The 17,740-nt window shown below is 44.0% G+C and carries 18 protein-coding genes; 3 read left to right on the top strand and 15 right to left on the bottom strand.

Annotated features, from left to right (window positions below; all coding sequences use genetic code 11):
- Position 1 precedes the first annotated feature (1 nt).
- The 8 genes from V202x_RS27085 to metF form a co-directional block, all read right to left on the bottom strand.
- Positions 2 to 496 carry a GNAT family N-acetyltransferase gene (locus V202x_RS27085; protein WP_145180189.1) on the bottom strand — a complete coding sequence of 165 codons (495 nt, stop codon included), beginning with the start codon at positions 494 to 496 and terminating at the stop codon, positions 2 to 4.
- Between the two features lie 111 nt (positions 497 to 607).
- Complete coding sequence (locus tag V202x_RS27090) at positions 608 to 913, bottom strand: hypothetical protein (RefSeq protein ID WP_197993126.1); 306 nt, start codon at positions 911 to 913, stop codon at positions 608 to 610.
- A 46-nt stretch (positions 914 to 959) separates the two neighbouring features.
- Positions 960 to 1,205, bottom strand: a complete 246-nt coding sequence (locus tag V202x_RS27095; RefSeq protein ID WP_145180191.1) for a hypothetical protein — start codon at positions 1,203 to 1,205, stop codon at positions 960 to 962.
- Between the two features lie 35 nt (positions 1,206 to 1,240).
- Positions 1,241 to 1,729 (bottom strand): GNAT family N-acetyltransferase, encoded by a 489-nt coding sequence (locus V202x_RS27100; RefSeq protein ID WP_145180193.1) that lies wholly within the window; start codon positions 1,727 to 1,729, stop codon positions 1,241 to 1,243.
- A gap of 43 nt (positions 1,730 to 1,772) precedes the next feature.
- On the bottom strand, positions 1,773 to 2,216 hold the full coding sequence (locus tag V202x_RS27105; protein ID WP_197993127.1) for a GNAT family N-acetyltransferase: 444 nt from the start codon (positions 2,214 to 2,216) through the stop codon (positions 1,773 to 1,775).
- Positions 2,203 to 2,886 (bottom strand): SIMPL domain-containing protein, encoded by a 684-nt coding sequence (locus V202x_RS27110; protein WP_197993128.1) that lies wholly within the window; start codon positions 2,884 to 2,886, stop codon positions 2,203 to 2,205. Before V202x_RS27110 ends, V202x_RS27105 begins: the two co-directional genes overlap by 14 nt.
- Before the next feature lie 164 nt (positions 2,887 to 3,050).
- Positions 3,051 to 3,908 (bottom strand): shikimate dehydrogenase, encoded by an 858-nt coding sequence (locus V202x_RS27115; RefSeq protein WP_145180199.1) that lies wholly within the window; start codon positions 3,906 to 3,908, stop codon positions 3,051 to 3,053.
- Between the two features lie 60 nt (positions 3,909 to 3,968).
- Positions 3,969 to 4,847 (bottom strand): methylenetetrahydrofolate reductase [NAD(P)H], encoded by an 879-nt coding sequence (gene metF / locus V202x_RS27120; protein WP_145180201.1) that lies wholly within the window; start codon positions 4,845 to 4,847, stop codon positions 3,969 to 3,971.
- Between the two features lie 478 nt (positions 4,848 to 5,325).
- Between metF and ahcY the strand changes: the two genes are divergently transcribed.
- Entirely contained in the window at positions 5,326 to 6,657 is a 1,332-nt protein-coding gene (ahcY, locus tag V202x_RS27125; protein ID WP_145180203.1) for an adenosylhomocysteinase, read from the top strand.
- Between the two features lie 192 nt (positions 6,658 to 6,849).
- The gene (locus V202x_RS27130) at positions 6,850 to 7,872 is read left to right on the top strand and encodes a sugar phosphate isomerase/epimerase family protein (RefSeq protein WP_145180205.1); all 1,023 of its coding nucleotides are present in this window, start codon (positions 6,850 to 6,852) and stop codon (positions 7,870 to 7,872) included.
- 98 nt (positions 7,873 to 7,970) lie between these two features.
- On the opposite strand, the gene V202x_RS27135 is transcribed toward V202x_RS27130, so the two are convergent.
- The 3 genes from V202x_RS27135 to V202x_RS27145 all read right to left on the bottom strand — a co-directional run bounded on the left by V202x_RS27135 (position 7,971) and on the right by V202x_RS27145 (position 11,224).
- A complete protein-coding gene (locus V202x_RS27135; RefSeq protein WP_145180207.1) occupies positions 7,971 to 9,014 on the bottom strand; it encodes a fatty acid desaturase family protein in 1,044 nt (347 codons plus the stop codon).
- A gap of 330 nt (positions 9,015 to 9,344) precedes the next feature.
- Positions 9,345 to 10,823: a sulfatase gene (locus tag V202x_RS27140; protein ID WP_145180209.1), complete on the bottom strand. Its 1,479-nt coding sequence runs from the start codon at positions 10,821 to 10,823 to the stop codon at positions 9,345 to 9,347.
- A gap of 167 nt (positions 10,824 to 10,990) precedes the next feature.
- Positions 10,991 to 11,224, bottom strand: coding sequence for a SlyX family protein (locus V202x_RS27145; RefSeq protein ID WP_197993129.1), 234 nt, complete (start codon positions 11,222 to 11,224; stop codon positions 10,991 to 10,993).
- 140 nt (positions 11,225 to 11,364) lie between these two features.
- Here V202x_RS27145 and V202x_RS27150 point away from each other — a divergent pair, with 140 nt between their 5' ends.
- Positions 11,365 to 12,855, top strand: coding sequence for an alpha/beta hydrolase-fold protein (locus V202x_RS27150; RefSeq protein WP_197993130.1), 1,491 nt, complete (start codon positions 11,365 to 11,367; stop codon positions 12,853 to 12,855).
- 46 nt (positions 12,856 to 12,901) lie between these two features.
- Here the strand turns inward: V202x_RS27150 and V202x_RS27155 are convergent, their stop codons facing one another.
- The 4 genes from V202x_RS27155 to V202x_RS27170 form a co-directional block, all read right to left on the bottom strand.
- Positions 12,902 to 13,942: a ThiF family adenylyltransferase gene (locus V202x_RS27155; RefSeq protein ID WP_145180215.1), complete on the bottom strand. Its 1,041-nt coding sequence runs from the start codon at positions 13,940 to 13,942 to the stop codon at positions 12,902 to 12,904.
- Positions 13,943 to 14,117: 175 nt separating this feature from the next.
- Positions 14,118 to 15,200 carry a hypothetical protein gene (locus tag V202x_RS27160; RefSeq protein ID WP_145180217.1) on the bottom strand — a complete coding sequence of 361 codons (1,083 nt, stop codon included), beginning with the start codon at positions 15,198 to 15,200 and terminating at the stop codon, positions 14,118 to 14,120.
- Positions 15,201 to 15,513: 313 nt separating this feature from the next.
- Positions 15,514 to 16,230, bottom strand: a complete 717-nt coding sequence (locus V202x_RS27165) for an FKBP-type peptidyl-prolyl cis-trans isomerase (RefSeq protein ID WP_145180219.1) — start codon at positions 16,228 to 16,230, stop codon at positions 15,514 to 15,516.
- A gap of 271 nt (positions 16,231 to 16,501) precedes the next feature.
- Positions 16,502 to 17,734: an LL-diaminopimelate aminotransferase gene (locus tag V202x_RS27170; RefSeq protein ID WP_145180221.1), complete on the bottom strand. Its 1,233-nt coding sequence runs from the start codon at positions 17,732 to 17,734 to the stop codon at positions 16,502 to 16,504.
- Positions 17,735 to 17,740 lie beyond the last annotated feature (6 nt).

Raw genomic sequence — 17,740 nt, forward strand, 5'->3', positions numbered from 1 at the left:
TTCAAATGCGATACTGTGCCATTACAACAATGTCTTGATAATCTCCATTAAGGTATCGTGCGTATCTTTTGATGCCCTCAACCTGATATCCATATTTTTTATAAAGATTCAGTGCGACTTCATTGTCAGAGAAGACCTCTAGCTCTAAACGTTTTAAACCCTGCAGCCAGGCGTGCTCAATCGTTTTTTCTAAAAGTCGTTGACCTATACCCTGACCTCGAAATTCTGAGATTACCCCGATGCCAAGTGAACCAACATGTGTCATCGACTGACGAGTGAACGGGATAATATCCGCCCAGCCAACAATAGTCTCATTTGACTCAGCTACGTACTGGGCATGATTATTTTCAATATTAGATCTTATAAACGTCTGCGTGCTTTCAAAAGGTGGTGGTTCAAGTGTCAAAATGTATTTCTTCTCAGCAGCGACACTTGAGAGCGCCTTGTAGAAACCTTTTGCATCTTTTAATTCAATTTGTCTAACTGTAATACTCATTTTTCTTACTACTACATCTATGATTTCGCATATCTTTTTCAAATGTGATCACTCTTAGACACAAAATCTTAAAAAATGTTCGTTTTCAGAGAGGCGCCAGAGTATTTATGCTTACCATATTTCGAAAATAACCAGCATCAAAGCGACGATGGCAATCAAGATCGCTACCATCAGAATTGGGATATAGATACGAGGAGAGATATTTGAGGGATCTTCGTCGGCAACGATCTTTCCACCACTGAGAATGATGAGCCATTTAGGGAGTTCACCATAGATCGTATAAACGGTTCCCAGCACAACACCAATACACAACATCACCTGAATGCGAAGGTCATCAACACCACCAACGAAAGTCCAACCGAACAAGACAAGCAAAATCAGCGAAAGCAAACCAGAAGTGATACGTTTTGGTGACACGAAGTACTATCCCCTCGTCAGAAGCTGACTGAGCACCGGTACTGACTTACTTGTCATTCGTCAAATGCGATACTCTGAGCTTGTAACCCGACCACAGCGCGATCAAAGCCCAGGCAATAGACGTCGTTCCCATGTATCGATACATCGCCAATCGACCAAGGTTTCCACCAGGATTGTCTGGCATAAATATCTCTGCGACAAGCACTCCGGAAAAACCAAGCAGGGCACAGAAACCGAATACCATCAGGAAAACCCAGTGCTGCTTACTATTAATTTGGTAATTATTCATCATTCATCTCGTCCTCAATAACATATTTATTCAATATTTTAACTGATTGACTGATACTTCATCCAGACATATTCTACCGGTTGCCTCTGATTAAATGTTTTCTGCACATCAGCTGGAAGGACCTTAAAGCCTGACTTTTGATAGCAACGAATTGCAATGGTATTTTCAGGCAAGACTCGCAGAAAACGATCCACTAAACCAAATGTTTCTGACTGAGCGACTAATGCTGTCACAAACATCTGACCAATTCCTTTGTTCCGAGATGCTGGATGTACAATGATTCTAGCGAGTTCGATCTCCTGTTCTGATTCATCGATCCATAATTCCCCATATGCGACTAATTGACCTTTATGTCGGCCAATGAAAGTGTGCGTCTCAGGATCATCATGCCAGATACGAAATTGCTCCAATTTGAGAGGAAAAACAGCATCTGCTCCTGCCCATGTCTTGAGTTCGTTGGTATCGCGAGGCCAGCTTGCAATTTCAACGGAATCATCTTCTGAAAAAGGTAAAAGTGTCAAACACATTGAACTGAACCAAACTTGAAAATGATCGCTGGACCCCTTCTCGTTATGAAAGATCTTTCATGAAAAAGTGCTTGTCATGTCCGTGCGAATCCCAATTGGGCAAACATCCTACTTCTCGGTATCCAAGTCGACGATAAAAATCGGGTGCCTGGTAAGACATGGTGTCTACATAGGAGGATCTGCATCCGCGATCAACGGCCATACGCTCAGCTTCCGTAACAAGGAGGCAACCTACGCCCATTGATCGATAATTGGACAATACCGCCATGACGTCTATTCTCAACCATTGATGTAGAAAGGAACCCTGCAAGCCTCCAATAACCTCGTCGTGAACGTCCCGTGCAGATAGAAACAAAGGAAGCTCTTGCCCTCGATCAAGTGATTCCATGAATTCACCATTCTGCTGATAATTGAAATCACGAAGCCATGTGAGAATAGCTTCCAGTTCACTGGCTCTAACCTCTGCAGTAACTTTAATTGAATTCACTGGCCTCACTATCATTAACAGTAAAACGTACGCGAAATCGTCGGCTTGTCGACCTACGCTGAGGTGATACCGTAGTATAATTTTCTCCCATTTCGGTACTCAACATTTCATCATCGACCACGTCGGAAAGCATTTCACCTGCACTTCTACTCTTAACAGAACTCGATTGAGGTTCCTCAATGATTGTTAAAACACCTGATAATTTCAGGCCTGCTTCTGATGCCAGAATGCTTGCTTTTTCTTTCGCCTCAGTAATGACCATTTTGAGTGAATGATCTACTACATTATCTTTGATTGAGAATTTTGGTTGAGGAGCACTTAATGATAGCGATTTCTTGATAGGTGAGAAAAAAGACTGTTTCGTTGTCGTATAGATTTTTTCAATCTTAGCCATTGCTTTAATCAAGGTTGAAATATCAGCATGACTGGCCTTTAATTGATGGCTTACTGATTTCCAATCTGTATTGTAGAACCAAGATCGGTCTCCTCCGCCTTCCTGTATATTTTCTTCAGTGATTCCTGCTTTTCTCAATGCAGCGATAACTTCATCACGCAGCTTCAATGAATCTTCAAGACAAGAATGCTGATTCTTTTTTCGATTAGATACAACAATTTCTATTTCCGTTTGATAAGATTCAACATGACGGACTACTTTTGAGTGAGCGATCACTTCTATGAAGCGGGTAGTGTCTGCCATTACTTCATTCCCTCTACAGATGCCCGACTTATTTGAACGTGCTGATCTAATTCCTCATCGTCACAAGAAACAGTAACTTAACAATATCAGACATCAAATTTGTACTCAAGAATGAAATTTTCTCGCGCCAAATTTTGTTAAACTCCAAAAACCTCTTCGAGTGCGGCGCGCATGACACGTGGGTCAGGGTCGACGCCGGTCCAAAGCTTGAAACCGATCACTCCCTGGTTGACAAGCATGCCCAGTCCATCGAGGGTAGGGCAGCCTGCTTTGGCGGCTTCGCGGAGCAGATGAGTCTGGGGTGGATTGGGAATCACATCTGAAACTATCATATTTGGTTTGAGAGAGGAATAATCGATGGGGAAAACGGCATCCACATCAGGAAACAAGCCGATGGATGTAGCGTTAATCACTACATCAACATCTTCTGGAACTGAGTAGTTTCCTTCCCATGGCACAAAGGTCACAGGTATGCCGGTTTTTTCTTTTAACAGCTCAGCGAGTTCTTCCCCTCGCTGTGTACTCCGATTCACGATCGTGATTTCAGCGGCTCCCGATAATGCCGTTTCGACGCCGATCGCGCGGGCCGCACCACCGGCGCCAAACATCAGAATTTTTTTGCCTTGCGGATCGGTGAGTTCTTTTAGCGATTGTACAAAACCTTTGCCATCCGTATTCTCGCCAATGAGTTGATCATCTTTTCGCACGATACAATTCACGGCTCCCATCATGGCGGCGGCATCACTCACACCATCCAGATATTGAATCACAGCGACTTTGTGCGGAATTGTTAAATTCGCACCGCGAAATCCCATCGCTCTTAAACCGCCGATAGCCTGCTCCAGATTTTCCGGTGCGACTTCAATGGTTTGATAACGCCACTCCAGACCACAGTCTTTGTAAGCTGCTTCCATCATACACTGCGATGGGTTTTCTGCTATGGGTTGCCCGAATACACAAGTCAGTTCTTGTTTGAAATTAAGCGGCTCACTCATGCTGTTCCTTATTTATCTACTTCTTGATTGAGTCTAACTTACTTGATAACAGTGTTGCTCTTATCGCTTGTGGAAACCGAGTGCCTCAAAAATACGTTTGCAGGCGGGTGATCGATTCAGAGCATAAAAATGAATTCCGGGCACGCCATCATCAATTAACTCCTGGCACTGTTTGATGGCGTATTCGACGCCGATTTCAAATTGTGCTGTAGCGTCGTCCTTTACAGACTCCAGCTTGCCCTTAAGTTCCACAGGTAACGTTGAATTGCACATCGCCGTGATACGCTGAATTCGTTTGAATTCCGTGATGGGCATGATACCGGGAATAATAGGACAGTGAATTCCCGCTTGTACACATCGTTCGCGAAAATCATGAAAACAGGAATTATTAAAAAAGAGCTGTGTATAAACGGCGTCTGCTCCCGCATCGACTTTTCGTTTCAAGTTTGCTAGATCCGTTTTCGCATCTACTGCATCGGGATGAACTTCCGGATAGCCGGCGACACCTATTCCCATCTTAGGAAAGTGCTCCCGAATCAAAGCAACGAGTTCATTTGCATAACGTAAGCCTCCGTCTGCGGGGATGAAGGTTTCCTGCCCCTCAGGCGGATCGCCACGTAAAGCCATGATGTTGTTGATACCGGCTTCAGAAGCATTTTTTAACCACTCAATTAGTTCTTCACGCGTAGAAACCACACAAGTAAAGTGTGCGGTGGCTGGGGTTTGGAAGCGATCTTGAATAATTTTACATAATTCTATGGTCCGCTTACTGGTTGATCCACCCGCACCATAAGTGCAAGAGACAAACGCTGGTTGATAGCCAATTAACTCTTCCAGCGTCTTGAAGAGATTAGCATCACCTTTTTCACTTTTGGGCGGAAAGATTTCCACAGACAGGTCGAATGTTCCTGACTGATATAATTCACTGATCCGAGTCATATTTTGTTTTCTTATTCATATTGAGAGTTTGAAATGAGCAAACCATGGCTGAATCATAGTGAAAGAGACAGACATAGTGTATAAATTATGCATTTTGCAGGTCAACAAATCTGGATTTTCTATTGCCAGTATGATTCGATTTACCTATCTTGCATTCAGCAGAGGTACCAGATTACTTGTCATAGGTAAAGCCTCTTGGCCTGAGGTATATTGCGAAGCAAATCAAAGACCCGCTGATAAACAGAGCTTGATACCATCATTGAGAGAGGCAAAAGCCTTAGGTTCGCTGTAAAACATCAGAGAAAACCAACTACAGGACTGAAAAGGCTTTCTGGGATATTTTGTAAATCCCATGGTATTTCTTGTGTCTCAATTTTGTCAGCCGATATAAATCAACTATAATACCAAGATTCAAGTCGTTTTCTGCTTGAATTAAATTCAACCCCCCTTTTCCAATTGAACAAAAAAAGGACTGAGAATGTCGACCGAAACTAACTCCCTACCGTATAAAGTAAAGGACTACAGCGAAGAGGAATTCCAAAAACTAGCTGCCTGGGGTCGTAAGGAAATTGAACTCGCAGAAACCGAAATGCCTGGTCTCATGGCGTTGCGGGAAAAATATGGCAAAGATCAACCACTCAAAGGCACTCGTATTGCCGGTTGTCTGCATATGACCATTCAGACTGCTGTATTGATCGAAACATTGACCGCCTTGGGAGCTGAAGTTCGCTGGTCAAGCTGTAACATCTTTTCCACACAAGACCATGCCGCCGCTGCAATTGCCGCAAGTGGTGTACCGGTTTTCGCCTGGAAGGGGATGAATGAAGAAGAGTTTGACTGGTGTATCGAGCAAACGCTCTTCTGGCCTAACGGCGAATCACTCAATATGATTCTCGACGATGGTGGTGACTTAACTGTCATGGTGCATGAGAAGTATCCCGAACTTCTTAAGAGCATTAAAGGCCTCACCGAAGAAACAACTACCGGTGTACATCGTCTGCATCAGATGCACGAAGCAGGGAAATTGGGTGTCCCCGCCATTAACGTCAATGACTCAGTCACTAAGAGCAAATTTGACAACCTGTATGGTTGCCGCGAATCTTTGGCAGACGGAATCAAACGTGCCACCGATATCATGATCGCCGGGAAAGTGGTTGTGGTCTGCGGCTATGGCGATGTCGGTAAAGGTTGTGCCGATGCGATGAAAGGTCTGGGTGCACGTGTTCTGGTAACAGAAATCGATCCTATCTGTGCTTTGCAAGCCGCGATGGAAGGTTTTGAAGTCACCACAATGGAAGAGGCGGCTGCCCGTGGCGATATCTTTGTTACCGCCACTGGTTGCTGTGATGTGATCTGTGGCGAACATCTGGATCAAATGAAAAACGAAGCCATCATTTGCAACATCGGGCACTTCGATTCGGAAATTCAAATCGCTTACCTCAAAGAGCGAAAAGATATCAAGCAGATTGAAATCAAACCACAAGTCGACAAGTTCGTTTATCCTGACGGCAAAGCATTAATCGTACTCGCAGAAGGTCGTCTGGTGAACTTGGGTTGTGCGACCGGCCATCCTTCATTTGTTATGTCAAACAGCTTCACCAATCAGGTGATCGGACAGATTGAACTCTGGAACGAATCAGATAAATATGAAGTCGGCGTTTACATGCTTCCCAAACAGTTGGATGAAGAGGTTGCCCGCTTGCACCTGGATAAACTGGGAGTAAAGCTGTCGAAACTCTCCGATCAACAAGCTGATTATCTCGGTATTCCCGTCGAAGGACCTTACAAACCAGAATACTATCGTTATTAAAAGCGAGTCTGTTTTGTAAGCTTTAGAATTGAATTTCCTCCGAATCGCCATCCTGGTAATTCGGAGGTTTTGTTTTTTTAATGCTTTCAGCACTTTGATTGTTTCCTGAAGATTGAGTTTTTATAATCCAAAATCTGTTTTGATGTGAGCATCTATCCTGCAATTCCATTAATCACAAAGAAAGATCCTTTTATGACTCCCTTTTCTTCTCGCCGCGACTTCCTCAAACAAACTACCGCATTTTCTGCTGGACTTGCGTTTTCCAGTTGGGCGGGTTCTGCCTTTGCTTCTACTTCACTGAATCAGCCGTTGTTCAAAATTTCTCTGGCGCAATGGTCTCTGCACCGCGCACTCAAAGGCGGCAAAATGGACAACCTGGAATTTGCGAAAGTTGCTAAAGAAGAGTTTGGAATTTCGGCTGTCGAGTATGTCAATCAGTTCTTCAAAGACAAGGCCAAAGACGCAAAGTATCTCGCCGAGATGAATCAGCGGGCCTCTGATGCAGGTGTGAAAAATTTACTAATCATGATCGATGGAGAAGGGGCACTCGGCGACCCTGATCCCCAAAAGCGAACGCAGGCAATTAAAAATCACCATCAATGGGTAAAAGCTGCTAAAACATTAGGTTGCCATTCGATTCGAGTGAATGCTCGTAGTAATGGCAGCTACAAAGAACAACAAAAACTGGCTGCCGACGGATTACGTCGCCTCACTAAATTTGCAACACAATATGATATTAATGTACTTGTGGAAAATCATGGTGGCCTGTCATCAAACGGTGCCTGGTTGGCGGGTGTCATGAAAATGGTCAATCTTCCCAACTGTGGAACACTGCCTGACTTTGGAAACTTTGTGATCAACCGCAAAACCGGTGAAGAATATGATCGCTATAAAGGGGTCAAAGAACTGATGCCTTATGCGAAAGCAGTCAGTGCCAAAACTCACGACTTTGACAAAGACGGTAATGAGATCAACACCGATTATGTGAAGATGATGAAAATCGTTCTCGACGCCGGTTATCATGGATATGTTGGCATTGAGTATGAAGGCAGGAAGCTCGACGAATACGCGGGAATCAGGGCCAGTAAAAAACTGTTGTTGAAAGTGCGCGATGAACTGACGCCGGTTGCTGAACCTTGTCCTCAACCTGTGCAGGAAGAATGTTGTGGTCGCACCAGACGTGGCCTGTTCCGCAATCGCCGTTTTAGAAGATAAGACAGCTCGATTTCGGACGTCTATAGAGAGAATTAAAAACGCCCCATACATTCTAATTCGTATGGGGCGTTTTGATTTGTCAAATATCAGACACACTCTTATGCCTGATGAGGCTTCGCGACATCGCGATCAGAAAGAATTTCTCTGGCTACGTCTGTCACAAAGTTATCTGCACCTAACCATTTCTCTTTTTTGGGAGCAGGAGCTCCCGCATTCATACCGACTCCCGGATTCCAGAGCGCGGGCAAGGTATGTCTAATGGCAGACATATAGGTTGTAAAGACAGGGTACTTTGTGTCAGGATTCTCATCCTGATAAGAGTCCATTTTCTCGACAAGCTTATTGTGAGCAATTTTGGGGTGTCGATGATGGGGACCATGTACGAAAATGTCGAAGTTGATATATGTGCAAACCCGAGTAATCAGATTAGAACCGATGACGGTTCGTGTTCCCAGCAAAGGATCGTAACTTTGCATTCCCAGGTGTTCTGTGAATTTACGGAATGTCTGAATGACGCTGGCAACCCAATGAGGAATGACCCAGGCAACGAGAAAAGGAACCCAGAGAGAGAACCAGGCAACCGTACCCAAGATCAACGCCCAGACTACAGCCATGGCAGTGTATTCCATCCGCATGGCTTTCATGATATCTGGCTTTTTCACCGGTGTGTTCTTACTGAAACATAGGCGACTGTAAACTAAAGGGGAAGTGATAAACCCAAACGGAAATTCCATCCAACAGAAGATACGACGGAAGTTCAGCGACGTGTTAGGGTCGGAATAAGGCCATAATTCCCAGTCACCTGGCTTATTCAAGTAAGCATGATGACGAATATGAGCTTCGCGATAAGCGGTATAGGAAACAAACAGCATGGTGCCAATGGCGCGACCTAACCAGATGCTAACCCAGGGTTTTCCACATATTCCCTGATGGGACGTTTCATGAAAACAGCTCGACCAGCAAAACATGCTATACGCGGCGATAAGCGTCCACCCTATCTGGAAATACCAGGCACTAGTGGGCCATTGAAAGGCCAATGCTAATATCGCTGCACTGCCAAACAAGGAATGTAAAAAACGGGGAGTCGTTGACTTCGTCTCGAGATCGCTGATCTCTTTGGCGGTGTAATGAGTAACAGACACGGCACGTACCTCCTGGTTGTGCTCAAACTTTCAAAACGATTCGTTAAAATACGTATCGGAAAGGGGAGCCTATGTTCCATCAGGGGAAATGCAACATTTTGCCTGGTTCACATTGAGTTTTACCAGACTTGAGTTTCTTCACTCAAACTTCCCGATACTACTAAAGTAAGTCGGTAAAGGAGTGATGCATAATTGAAACACTCAAACAAAACAGATAATTAATAGAGCGTGCAAAAAGATTGCCGATTATATCGATTTCAGTGATTAAAACACCGAAATGATGACATGACATTCTTCAGGTACGAAGGATTGATGCCATCCCGATGGTCATTACTTTTTGGATGGTAGGTACAGAGATGACTCGGGGAATAATTTTTTGGTCATCAGTATTGTTTTTGAATTGCCGCCATTCCAGATATCCCATTGAGGATTTGCGTATTTCGCAAAGAATTGATCCATTCTCTGTTTGAGTTCGTTGCGAGTCCTATTGAATTTAGAATTTATAATCAAATTTGTTCGTTCACCGGAGTCTTGCGTCAGATCATAAAGCTCGTTAGGACTCTCGCGAAAACGTTCGATGTATTTCCAGTCTTTCGTACGGATGGCACGCACATTTTCAAACTCATAAAAGACGACTTCAGACCAGGGAACCTGTTTACCTTTCAAAACCGGTGCAAAGTTTCGACCGGGAGTTACTGGTTGAGTGGGAATTTTGTCCTGCATTCCCAAATAGCTCAACAATGTGGGATAAACATCATAGTTGGCAACCATTATATCTTGTCGAGCTCCCGATACTATTTTGCCCGGATGAGAAAAAATGAGCGGGATACTGATTGTCCAGTCAAATGCTGTGAGCGGCCTGGTATGATCGCCCATACCCCAATAGCCACTATGACCGCCGGCTAAGCCCTGATCTGCAGTGAAAATGACCAACGTATTCTCACGCAATCCGAGGTCTTTTAGTGTTTGCATGATTTGGCCCACACCATCGTCAACCGCAGAAACCTCTGCAGCATATTTTCGAATGATGTTTAAATCACCAATCCAGTCACCATAGTTGAAATTCCAGGGCTGTGCTTTTTCTCGGGGAAAAGAGGGGAATATCTTTTTTTCGTATTCATCCTTAAACCGATTTTTAATCGGTTCCTTCATAGCAGACCCCAATCCATAAGGACCATTGTAGGTCAGAAATAAAAAGAACGGTTTATTCTGGTTTTGTTTGATGAATTTGATTCCATGCTGTGTCCACAGATCTGTCAGATAGGTCGGTTCATCACGAATTTTCTCGTGCTCGATTACTTTCTGGTTATAAAAACCCGAACTGGCACCATGCGGCTTCGTTATCCAGTATGAAAATCCTTCCTGAGGATAAAGATTATCACCTAGATGCCATTTTCCCGACAACCCACAAACATAGCCTGCATCATGTAATACCTGCGGAATCGATTGAAATTCTTCCAGTGTGTTAAATGCATCAGATCCGGTTTGTATGCGTGGTCTGAGATAACAGTGCACCCCATGCTGGCAGGGCATTAACCCGGTAAGAAATGTGGCTCGAGTGGGAGAACAGACGGCATTATTTGCGAAAGCTCCTGTAAATAAAGTTCCCTCTTTCGCAAGGCGATCGATATTCGGCGTTTTAATGTCGCGGTTTCCATAACAACCCAAAGTCCATTCACCGTGATTATCAGTCATGATAATTACAACATTCGGCTGCTTCTGTTCTGCAGCCGATAGCAAATTGATTCCAGAGAAGCAAAACAAAGAAAACAGGCAAACACGAAACATCAATGAAATCACCTGAGACATGAGTAAAATCCTTCCGGAATTCAGATTAGATATATGACAAACACCATCTAATAAGATGAAGCATCAGAACGGCTTTTTCAAGCTGTTCATTTCCGAGAACAGTAGATTTTTAAATGGTATTGGAATTAATAACGTGAGATTGATAAACCATCGTTGAAGGATATTAATCAGTAATGTGGTGGTTTTTCATGATAAGAATCAGGACCTTCTTCTTCTTCCTCCAGCATTCCAATGCGAAAATCCAATTGTTTCATCGACTTCGTAATGGCATCGACCACTCTGCCTTGTTGCAGGATTGCTTCATTTAACTGTTCGATATCGTGCTGGATATGCATTAACACGGACTCTAGTCCGTTAAGGCGAGATAATAATTCTTCCACCTTGGATGTATGATCATTCATTTTGGACTGTACCTTTCGCTTAAGCTTCTTTTTTGATGATGCATCTAGGTTGGTAATCATATAGAATTTTAGTTGACTTTTGATACTTATTTAAACAACTTGAGGCTAGACTCCCAATGATTCAACGATTTCGAATAAGCATGTCTACTTTTTATTCGGTGTTTCTCTTCTTTTTTTTGCTCTTCACGGAACTGCCTGCTTCCGAAAACGCATTTCAAGTTCGCTTTACCAAATCAATTCATCATCAACCCTTTACTGGTCGCGTTTATTTGATTTTTACACAATCCCATCGGGAACCTCGTTTGGGGCCATCCTGGTTTCAACCGGAATCATTTATTGCTCAAGACGTTGTCAACTGGAAGCCCGGGGAAATTCTCGAGTTCACACCCGATTCAAAAAATTTACTCTCGTTTCCAATACCATTTTCTGAAATGAATTTAGACAATTACCGTGCGCAAGCTGTGGTGCGTTTTAATTCGAATGAACCAAAAATCGGGACAGCACCCGGAAACGGATTCAGTCAAGTTATCGCCGTCCCCAAATATGCCGGTCTAAAAACACCCATTTTGACAATCAATAAACTCGTCGTTGAAAAAACATTTAAAGATACCCAATGGAGCAAACTCTTTAAAATTCGTTCTGCATTATTATCGAAATTTCATAGCCAGGACACCTATTTCGAAGCCACGGTTATTTTGCCCCAGAGTTACTATCAACAGAAACAGCGAAAGTACCCTGTCATTTTTTCGATTCCTGGTTTCGGTGGTGATCATTTTCGTGGATTAAGAAACACGCCTGTTTCCGAGCAGAATGAAGGTCATGTCGAATTTATTCGTGTTGTCTTGAATCCTCAATGTCGTTGGGGACACCATGTTTTCGCTGATTCAGCCAATAACGGCCCCGTGGGCGAAGCATTCACCACAGAATTTCTGCCGGAACTCGAAAAAGCTTATCGCGCGATTCCACACCAACGCGCACGGTTTTTAACTGGTCATTCCTCAGGGGGCTGGTCTTCCCTCTGGTTGCAAGTCACATATCCGGATGTCTTTGGTGGTACCTGGAGTACAGCACCCGACCCTGTCGATTTCCGTAACTTTCAACAAATTAATCTCTATGATTCTTCGAGTAACATGTACCGAGATGCAATGAATCAAGCCAGACCGATTGCCCGCAGAGGACAGACTCCGATTTTATGGTATGAGCCATTTTCTAAGATGGAATATGTACTCGGGCATGGTGGTCAACTACGGAGTTTTGAAGCTGTGTTTAGTCCCCGTGGAAAAGATGGCACACCACTGAAATTATATGATCGGGAAACCGGCAACATTAATCCCGAAGTAGTTGAAGCCTGGAAAGCCTATGACATTCGACTAATACTTGAAACAAACTGGAAAACTCTGTCTCCGAAACTGGCAGGAAAAATTCATGTTTTCATGGGAGAATTGGATACCTTCTATCTGGAAGGAGCAACCATTTTGCTCAAACAATCGCTGGCTCAATTAGATAATGAAGCCGTTGTTGAGATTCATCCTGGAAAAAGCCATTCCTCACTTTTGTCTAAAGAATTGATGTTACGAATTCGTAAAGAGATGGTCCAGGCATTCCTGGCTCATCAGGATGAAATCAAATAACTCGTAGAGGCCTACTCAAAAACAATTTCTTTTTACACTGACTCGCTTAACTGCCAATGTATCGGGCATAGATCGTCTTTGCTGTCGAGGGATCATCGGTACCTTTAATGATAGCACGTCCGTCTCGAAACAAGCTGATTTCATAATCCGGGTTTCTCAAATTCAGTCTGAGGAGATAGGGGTTGAATTCTACCTCTCCTGAATTCTGGAGCTTTTCTGCCAAATCTTCGAACGAGATGCGGCTCTTCTCAGCAGGAGAAATCTGGACGGCGTTTCTACCACACAATTGTGTCGTGCGTGAACCTTGTTCCCCTTTTAACCAGACTCGTTCTCCCTGATGACAGGCTTTGCAACCAGCTTTCTCTCTGAGGTCAGCAACACTCATCTGGCGAAATGAGCCATCCCATACATCCACAACGGTAAGGACCGGTTTGATCAGGTGAATGTTTCCTGAAAGGATTTTTATAGCATCGACGGCTTCGAGGGAAGCAATCACATTCACTGTGGGTCCTAAAATTCCCGCAGTATCACAGGTTTCGGTCGTACCTGGTTCGGGTGCCGAATCGATGAGACATCGCAAGCATGCTGTTTGACCAGGTAGAATCGTCATCGTCTGACCCGTACTTCCGATACACCCACAGTAAATCCAGGGAATGCTCAGTTCCAGTGATACATCATTGATCAGGTAGCGCACTTCAAAGTTATCCGTGCCATCCAGGATCAAATCGACACCCTCAGCTAGCGCTAGAATATTGGTATGATCAATGTCTTCTACAATAGGCTCGATCTCAACATCGCTGTTGATTTTTTTGAGCTTCTCAGTGGCGGCTATGGCTTTGGGAAGCTTGGCAGCGACATCAGTTTCATCAAACAAAACTTGTCTCTGCAAATTACTGATTTCAACAAAATCCCGATCAACGATCCTTAGATGACCAACGCCTGCCCTGACTAAGATATCCGCCAATACCGTTCCCAGCGCACCACAACCGCACAGCAAAACGCGGCTTTGCATCAAGGAGGTTTGACCTGTTTCGCCAAGCTCTGTGAAAAGTACTTGTCGAGAGTAACGTTCTAGTTCCGGTTTCATTTTGTTGATCGCCTGTTCCCGCTTCGTGATTCAGCTACCTCATCTATTTTAGCAACCAAGGATCGAGATAACAGAGATCAACACATAGAACCCAATAGATCCATCAAAGCAAAAAAGGCCCTGATGGTTTTACATCAGGGCCTTACTCAATATTCTCGCTGATTAAAATATATCGCTAATTAACGTTGACTTCCTGCAAAAGGGCGGAAAACTGTGGTTTAATCAACCGATGATTTGTATCTGTCCAGCCTTTCGATTTCACCTTGAATGTAATTTTTGGTTTCACCCAGGTTGCACGCTGTTTTGTTTTCACGAATGGTGCCGATTGTTTTAACGCTGGCAATTGTGTCTGCCATTCTTCCAGAACATGTTTAGGAACCTTTTTAGTACTGATCGTTCCTGCATAGACAAGTCGTTTGTTATAAGAAGATGCGATTAAAACCGAATCAATCTTTCCAGTTGAGAGTGTCGTATATCCTATCAGTAAACAATCAAATTCTGGTAGTTTGAGTGCCGGTTCAGCTTGTGAATCTGGAATTACCGCTTTCTTTGCTTCATCACTGCCGCCAGCAAAATCGTTCAGTGCACCTTCCAGGTTATTCGCTCCCCTATCCGCTTCTTTGGCTTGATCGACGATAGAAGCCACAAGGTTGACATCGGCAGATTTTCGCACACCCCAATCTTGGAACAGGGAATTAAACTCGAATCCGCCAACAATCGCGAAGGCACCAATCATCAATGTTAGTCCCCATACCGCCAGATCCAATTTCCAGGCTCCATAGGGGAAGCGATGGATAGTAGGTCGCCAAATTTTAAGTGGTGTCAGGATAATACTCATCAATCCAAACTCAACCGACTTGGAAACCGCGGTCAAATAAGCAAGGATATGCCCAAATAAAAACATAATCAGACCAACGCTTGCCTGCGTTAATGTCCAAAGGCACAATTCCGCTGAATCTTTGCAAAAGAATCGTCCACCAACGCTCAAACCAATCGCTGCAATCGTACCGATTGCCAGGACCCAACCCCACTCGGGAATTAATTCCCAGACCGTTTGCGGTTGGGGCTTAGTTTCCTCTTGCTCTTGTAACTCTGGTTGGCCGACACATTTTCCCAATGCAGGATAAAAGCCACATTGAGGGCACCATGAAGAAAGCCCCCAAGGTTCATAAGAACCGCATTCAGGGCAGGCCGGTTTAACCTGGGATCCATTCATTTCCTGTAATATTTGGTTGTTATTATGATTCATACCTGACATGGCCCAATTTCTTTGTACTAATTAACAGAGGAAAAAATACGGGGTGTTTTATGTAACTCTCTGTCTAGCTTAGCTCATAAAATAAAAGCTCTCTGATCTTTGAATCTTATTAATCATAAAATTGCGATGGAAAGCCTCCTGCTATAATCGGCAAAATCAGCGTGATCTGTATGGTACGTTCTGAGTGCCGCTCAACACTTTTCGAAGTCTACCTCACAGTACTTATCATCATAAATTCAAGAAAGGCGCATAAAAAAGGCCGACGCATGATCGTTGCGTCGGCCTGAGAAGTCGTTAATTTGAGTCTTTTAAACTAGTTTACCTTGAGCAGTTCGATATCAAAGATGAGAACTTCATTGGGTCCGATGTCAGGACCAGAGCCTCGTTGGCCATAGGCTAAGTCGCTGGGAATGAAGAGTTGCCACTTATCACCTTCTTTCATCAACTGTAATGCTTCCGTCCAGCCACTGATCACACCATTGACTGGAAATGTCGCTGGTTGATTTCGTTTGTAAGAACTATCGAACTCTTTTCCATTAATCAGAGTTCCTCGATAGTGAGTAGTCACCTTGTCTTTTAATCCAGGAGTTTTCCCCTTACCTTGTTTGATGACTTTATATTGTAGTCCACTTTTGGTGGTCTTTACGCCTTCCTTCTTGGCATTCGCTGCTAGAAACTGTTTTCCTTTCGCAATGTTCTCCGCTTGCGCTTTTTTCATCTTTGCTTCTTGCTTCGTACGTAATTCCTGCTGGAACGCGATCAGCGTTGAGCGAATTTCATCCTCAGTCATTTGAGGTTTCTGCTTGGTCATGGCATCCATAATGCCTTTTACCAAAATTTTTGGATCAAGATCTAATTGATCTTTCATCAGGTTTTGGCCCAAATTATAGCCAATTCCATAGCTGACTTTTTGTTTTTGATCCTTGAGAGAAGATTTGCCTGGATCTGCTTTTTCGGTCTGAGCGGTCGCCAATTGAGAAAATCCAAAAAACGCAATACACAAACAGGCAGTAATGTGCCATTTAGACATGGGAAGAACCTTTCGGTGAACAATGGAAACTAATTTGAGAAGGTGTGACCATACGGGTCGGCGAGACCCGGATGGCATAAACTGCCATCCGAATTAGCAGATGATGTATTGCATGGTGTCCTCTGTCACAGAGGATCTTTGACTAAAACAAGGAGCTAATTATAAGAGAGTCACCTGGGGAGTGTCCACATAAAGCATGACTGATATAGTATGATTGGCCTTGAAATCAGGGCCATTCTTTCAGCCGAATGGTTCACTTTCACTCACCTGATCAGCTCACGACGTTCTGGAATCGGGTCACCGCTTCGTTGATATTATCTCTGCTATTGAAAGCACTTAGACGAAAATACCCTTCTCCGGAAGCACCAAAACCACTACCAGGTGTGCCCACCAAATGTGCTTTTTGCAATAATTCATCGAAGAAGTCCCAACTTGTCGATTCGCCAGGAGTTTTGAGCCAGACATAGGGAGCATTCACGCCGCCATAAACAGTAATTCCCACCGATTCCAAACCTTCCCTTAACAGACGGGCATTTTCCAAGTAGAAGTTGATTAACTCCTTAATCTGTTGCTTGCCTTGTTCAGAATATGCGGCTTCTGTTCCCTTCTGTATGATGTAAGAAACACCATTGAATTTTGTGCAATGACGGCGATTCCACAGTGAATGGATTTCTGCTGTTTCTCCTGAAGCAGTTTTTCCGTTTAACTGTTTGGGAACGACAGTAAAGGCACAGCGAGTTCCGGTAAACCCGGCATTCTTACTAAAGCTGCGGAACTCAATGGCGACCTCTTTAGCACCATCAATTTCATAAATGGAATGAGGGATTTCCGGGTCTGTAATAAATGCTTCATAAGCAGCATCAAACAAAATGATCGATCCATTTGCTTTGGCATAATCGACCCACTGTTTTAGAGTATCTTTTGTGGCAACGGTGCCGGTTGGATTATTCGGATAACAGAGATAGATCAGGTCAACGGGCGATTCTGGTAAGGCGGGAACAAAATTGTTTTCTGCTGTGACAGGTAAGTATGTCAGGCCGGCATAGCGACCACTTTCGTCAGCGGCTCCCGTACGACCAGTCATGACATTAGTGTCGACATACACCGGATAGACAGGGTCGGTAACCGCGACCTTGTTATCAGCCCCAAAAATATCAAGAATGTTTCCGGTATCACATTTTGAACCATCTGAGACAAAAATTTCGTCTGCCGAAACATCGATGCCCCGCGATTGAAAATCATGCTTGGCGATCGCTTCACGCAAAAATGCATAACCCTGTTCGGGACCATATCCACGAAATGTCTCACGATTGCCCATTTCATCGACGGCCGCATGCATGGCTTCCCTGATCGCCGCCGGCAGTGGTTCGGTTACATCGCCGATTCCCAGTTTGATAACAGCAGCACTCGGGTTCTGTTCACAAAATGTATTGACACGGCGACCAATTTCAGGAAACAGGTAACCCGCTTTCAGCTTCAGGTAGTGGTCGTTAATTAAAGCCATTTTTCG

This window comes from Gimesia aquarii (assembly GCF_007748175.1).
Lineage (GTDB): Bacteria > Planctomycetota > Planctomycetia > Planctomycetales > Planctomycetaceae > Gimesia > Gimesia aquarii_A.

Coding starts and splice junctions, on each gene's coding strand:
- V202x_RS27115 (WP_145180199.1), bottom strand. CDS start 3,908: ATGAGTGAGCCGCTTAATTTCAAACAAGAACTGACTTGTGTATTCGGG.
- V202x_RS27085 (WP_145180189.1), bottom strand. CDS start 496: ATGAGTATTACAGTTAGACAAATTGAATTAAAAGATGCAAAAGGTTTC.
- V202x_RS27130 (WP_145180205.1), top strand. CDS start 6,850: ATGACTCCCTTTTCTTCTCGCCGCGACTTCCTCAAACAAACTACCGCA.
- V202x_RS27170 (WP_145180221.1), bottom strand. CDS start 17,734: ATGGCTTTAATTAACGACCACTACCTGAAGCTGAAAGCGGGTTACCTG.
- V202x_RS27165 (WP_145180219.1), bottom strand. CDS start 16,230: ATGTCTAAATGGCACATTACTGCCTGTTTGTGTATTGCGTTTTTTGGA.
- V202x_RS27160 (WP_145180217.1), bottom strand. CDS start 15,200: ATGTCAGGTATGAATCATAATAACAACCAAATATTACAGGAAATGAAT.
- V202x_RS27145 (WP_197993129.1), bottom strand. CDS start 11,224: ATGAATGATCATACATCCAAGGTGGAAGAATTATTATCTCGCCTTAAC.
- V202x_RS27095 (WP_145180191.1), bottom strand. CDS start 1,205: ATGATGAATAATTACCAAATTAATAGTAAGCAGCACTGGGTTTTCCTG.
- ahcY (WP_145180203.1), top strand. CDS start 5,326: ATGTCGACCGAAACTAACTCCCTACCGTATAAAGTAAAGGACTACAGC.
- V202x_RS27155 (WP_145180215.1), bottom strand. CDS start 13,942: ATGAAACCGGAACTAGAACGTTACTCTCGACAAGTACTTTTCACAGAG.
- V202x_RS27150 (WP_197993130.1), top strand. CDS start 11,365: ATGTCTACTTTTTATTCGGTGTTTCTCTTCTTTTTTTTGCTCTTCACG.
- metF (WP_145180201.1), bottom strand. CDS start 4,847: ATGACTCGGATCAGTGAATTATATCAGTCAGGAACATTCGACCTGTCT.
- V202x_RS27100 (WP_145180193.1), bottom strand. CDS start 1,729: ATGTGTTTGACACTTTTACCTTTTTCAGAAGATGATTCCGTTGAAATT.
- V202x_RS27140 (WP_145180209.1), bottom strand. CDS start 10,823: ATGTCTCAGGTGATTTCATTGATGTTTCGTGTTTGCCTGTTTTCTTTG.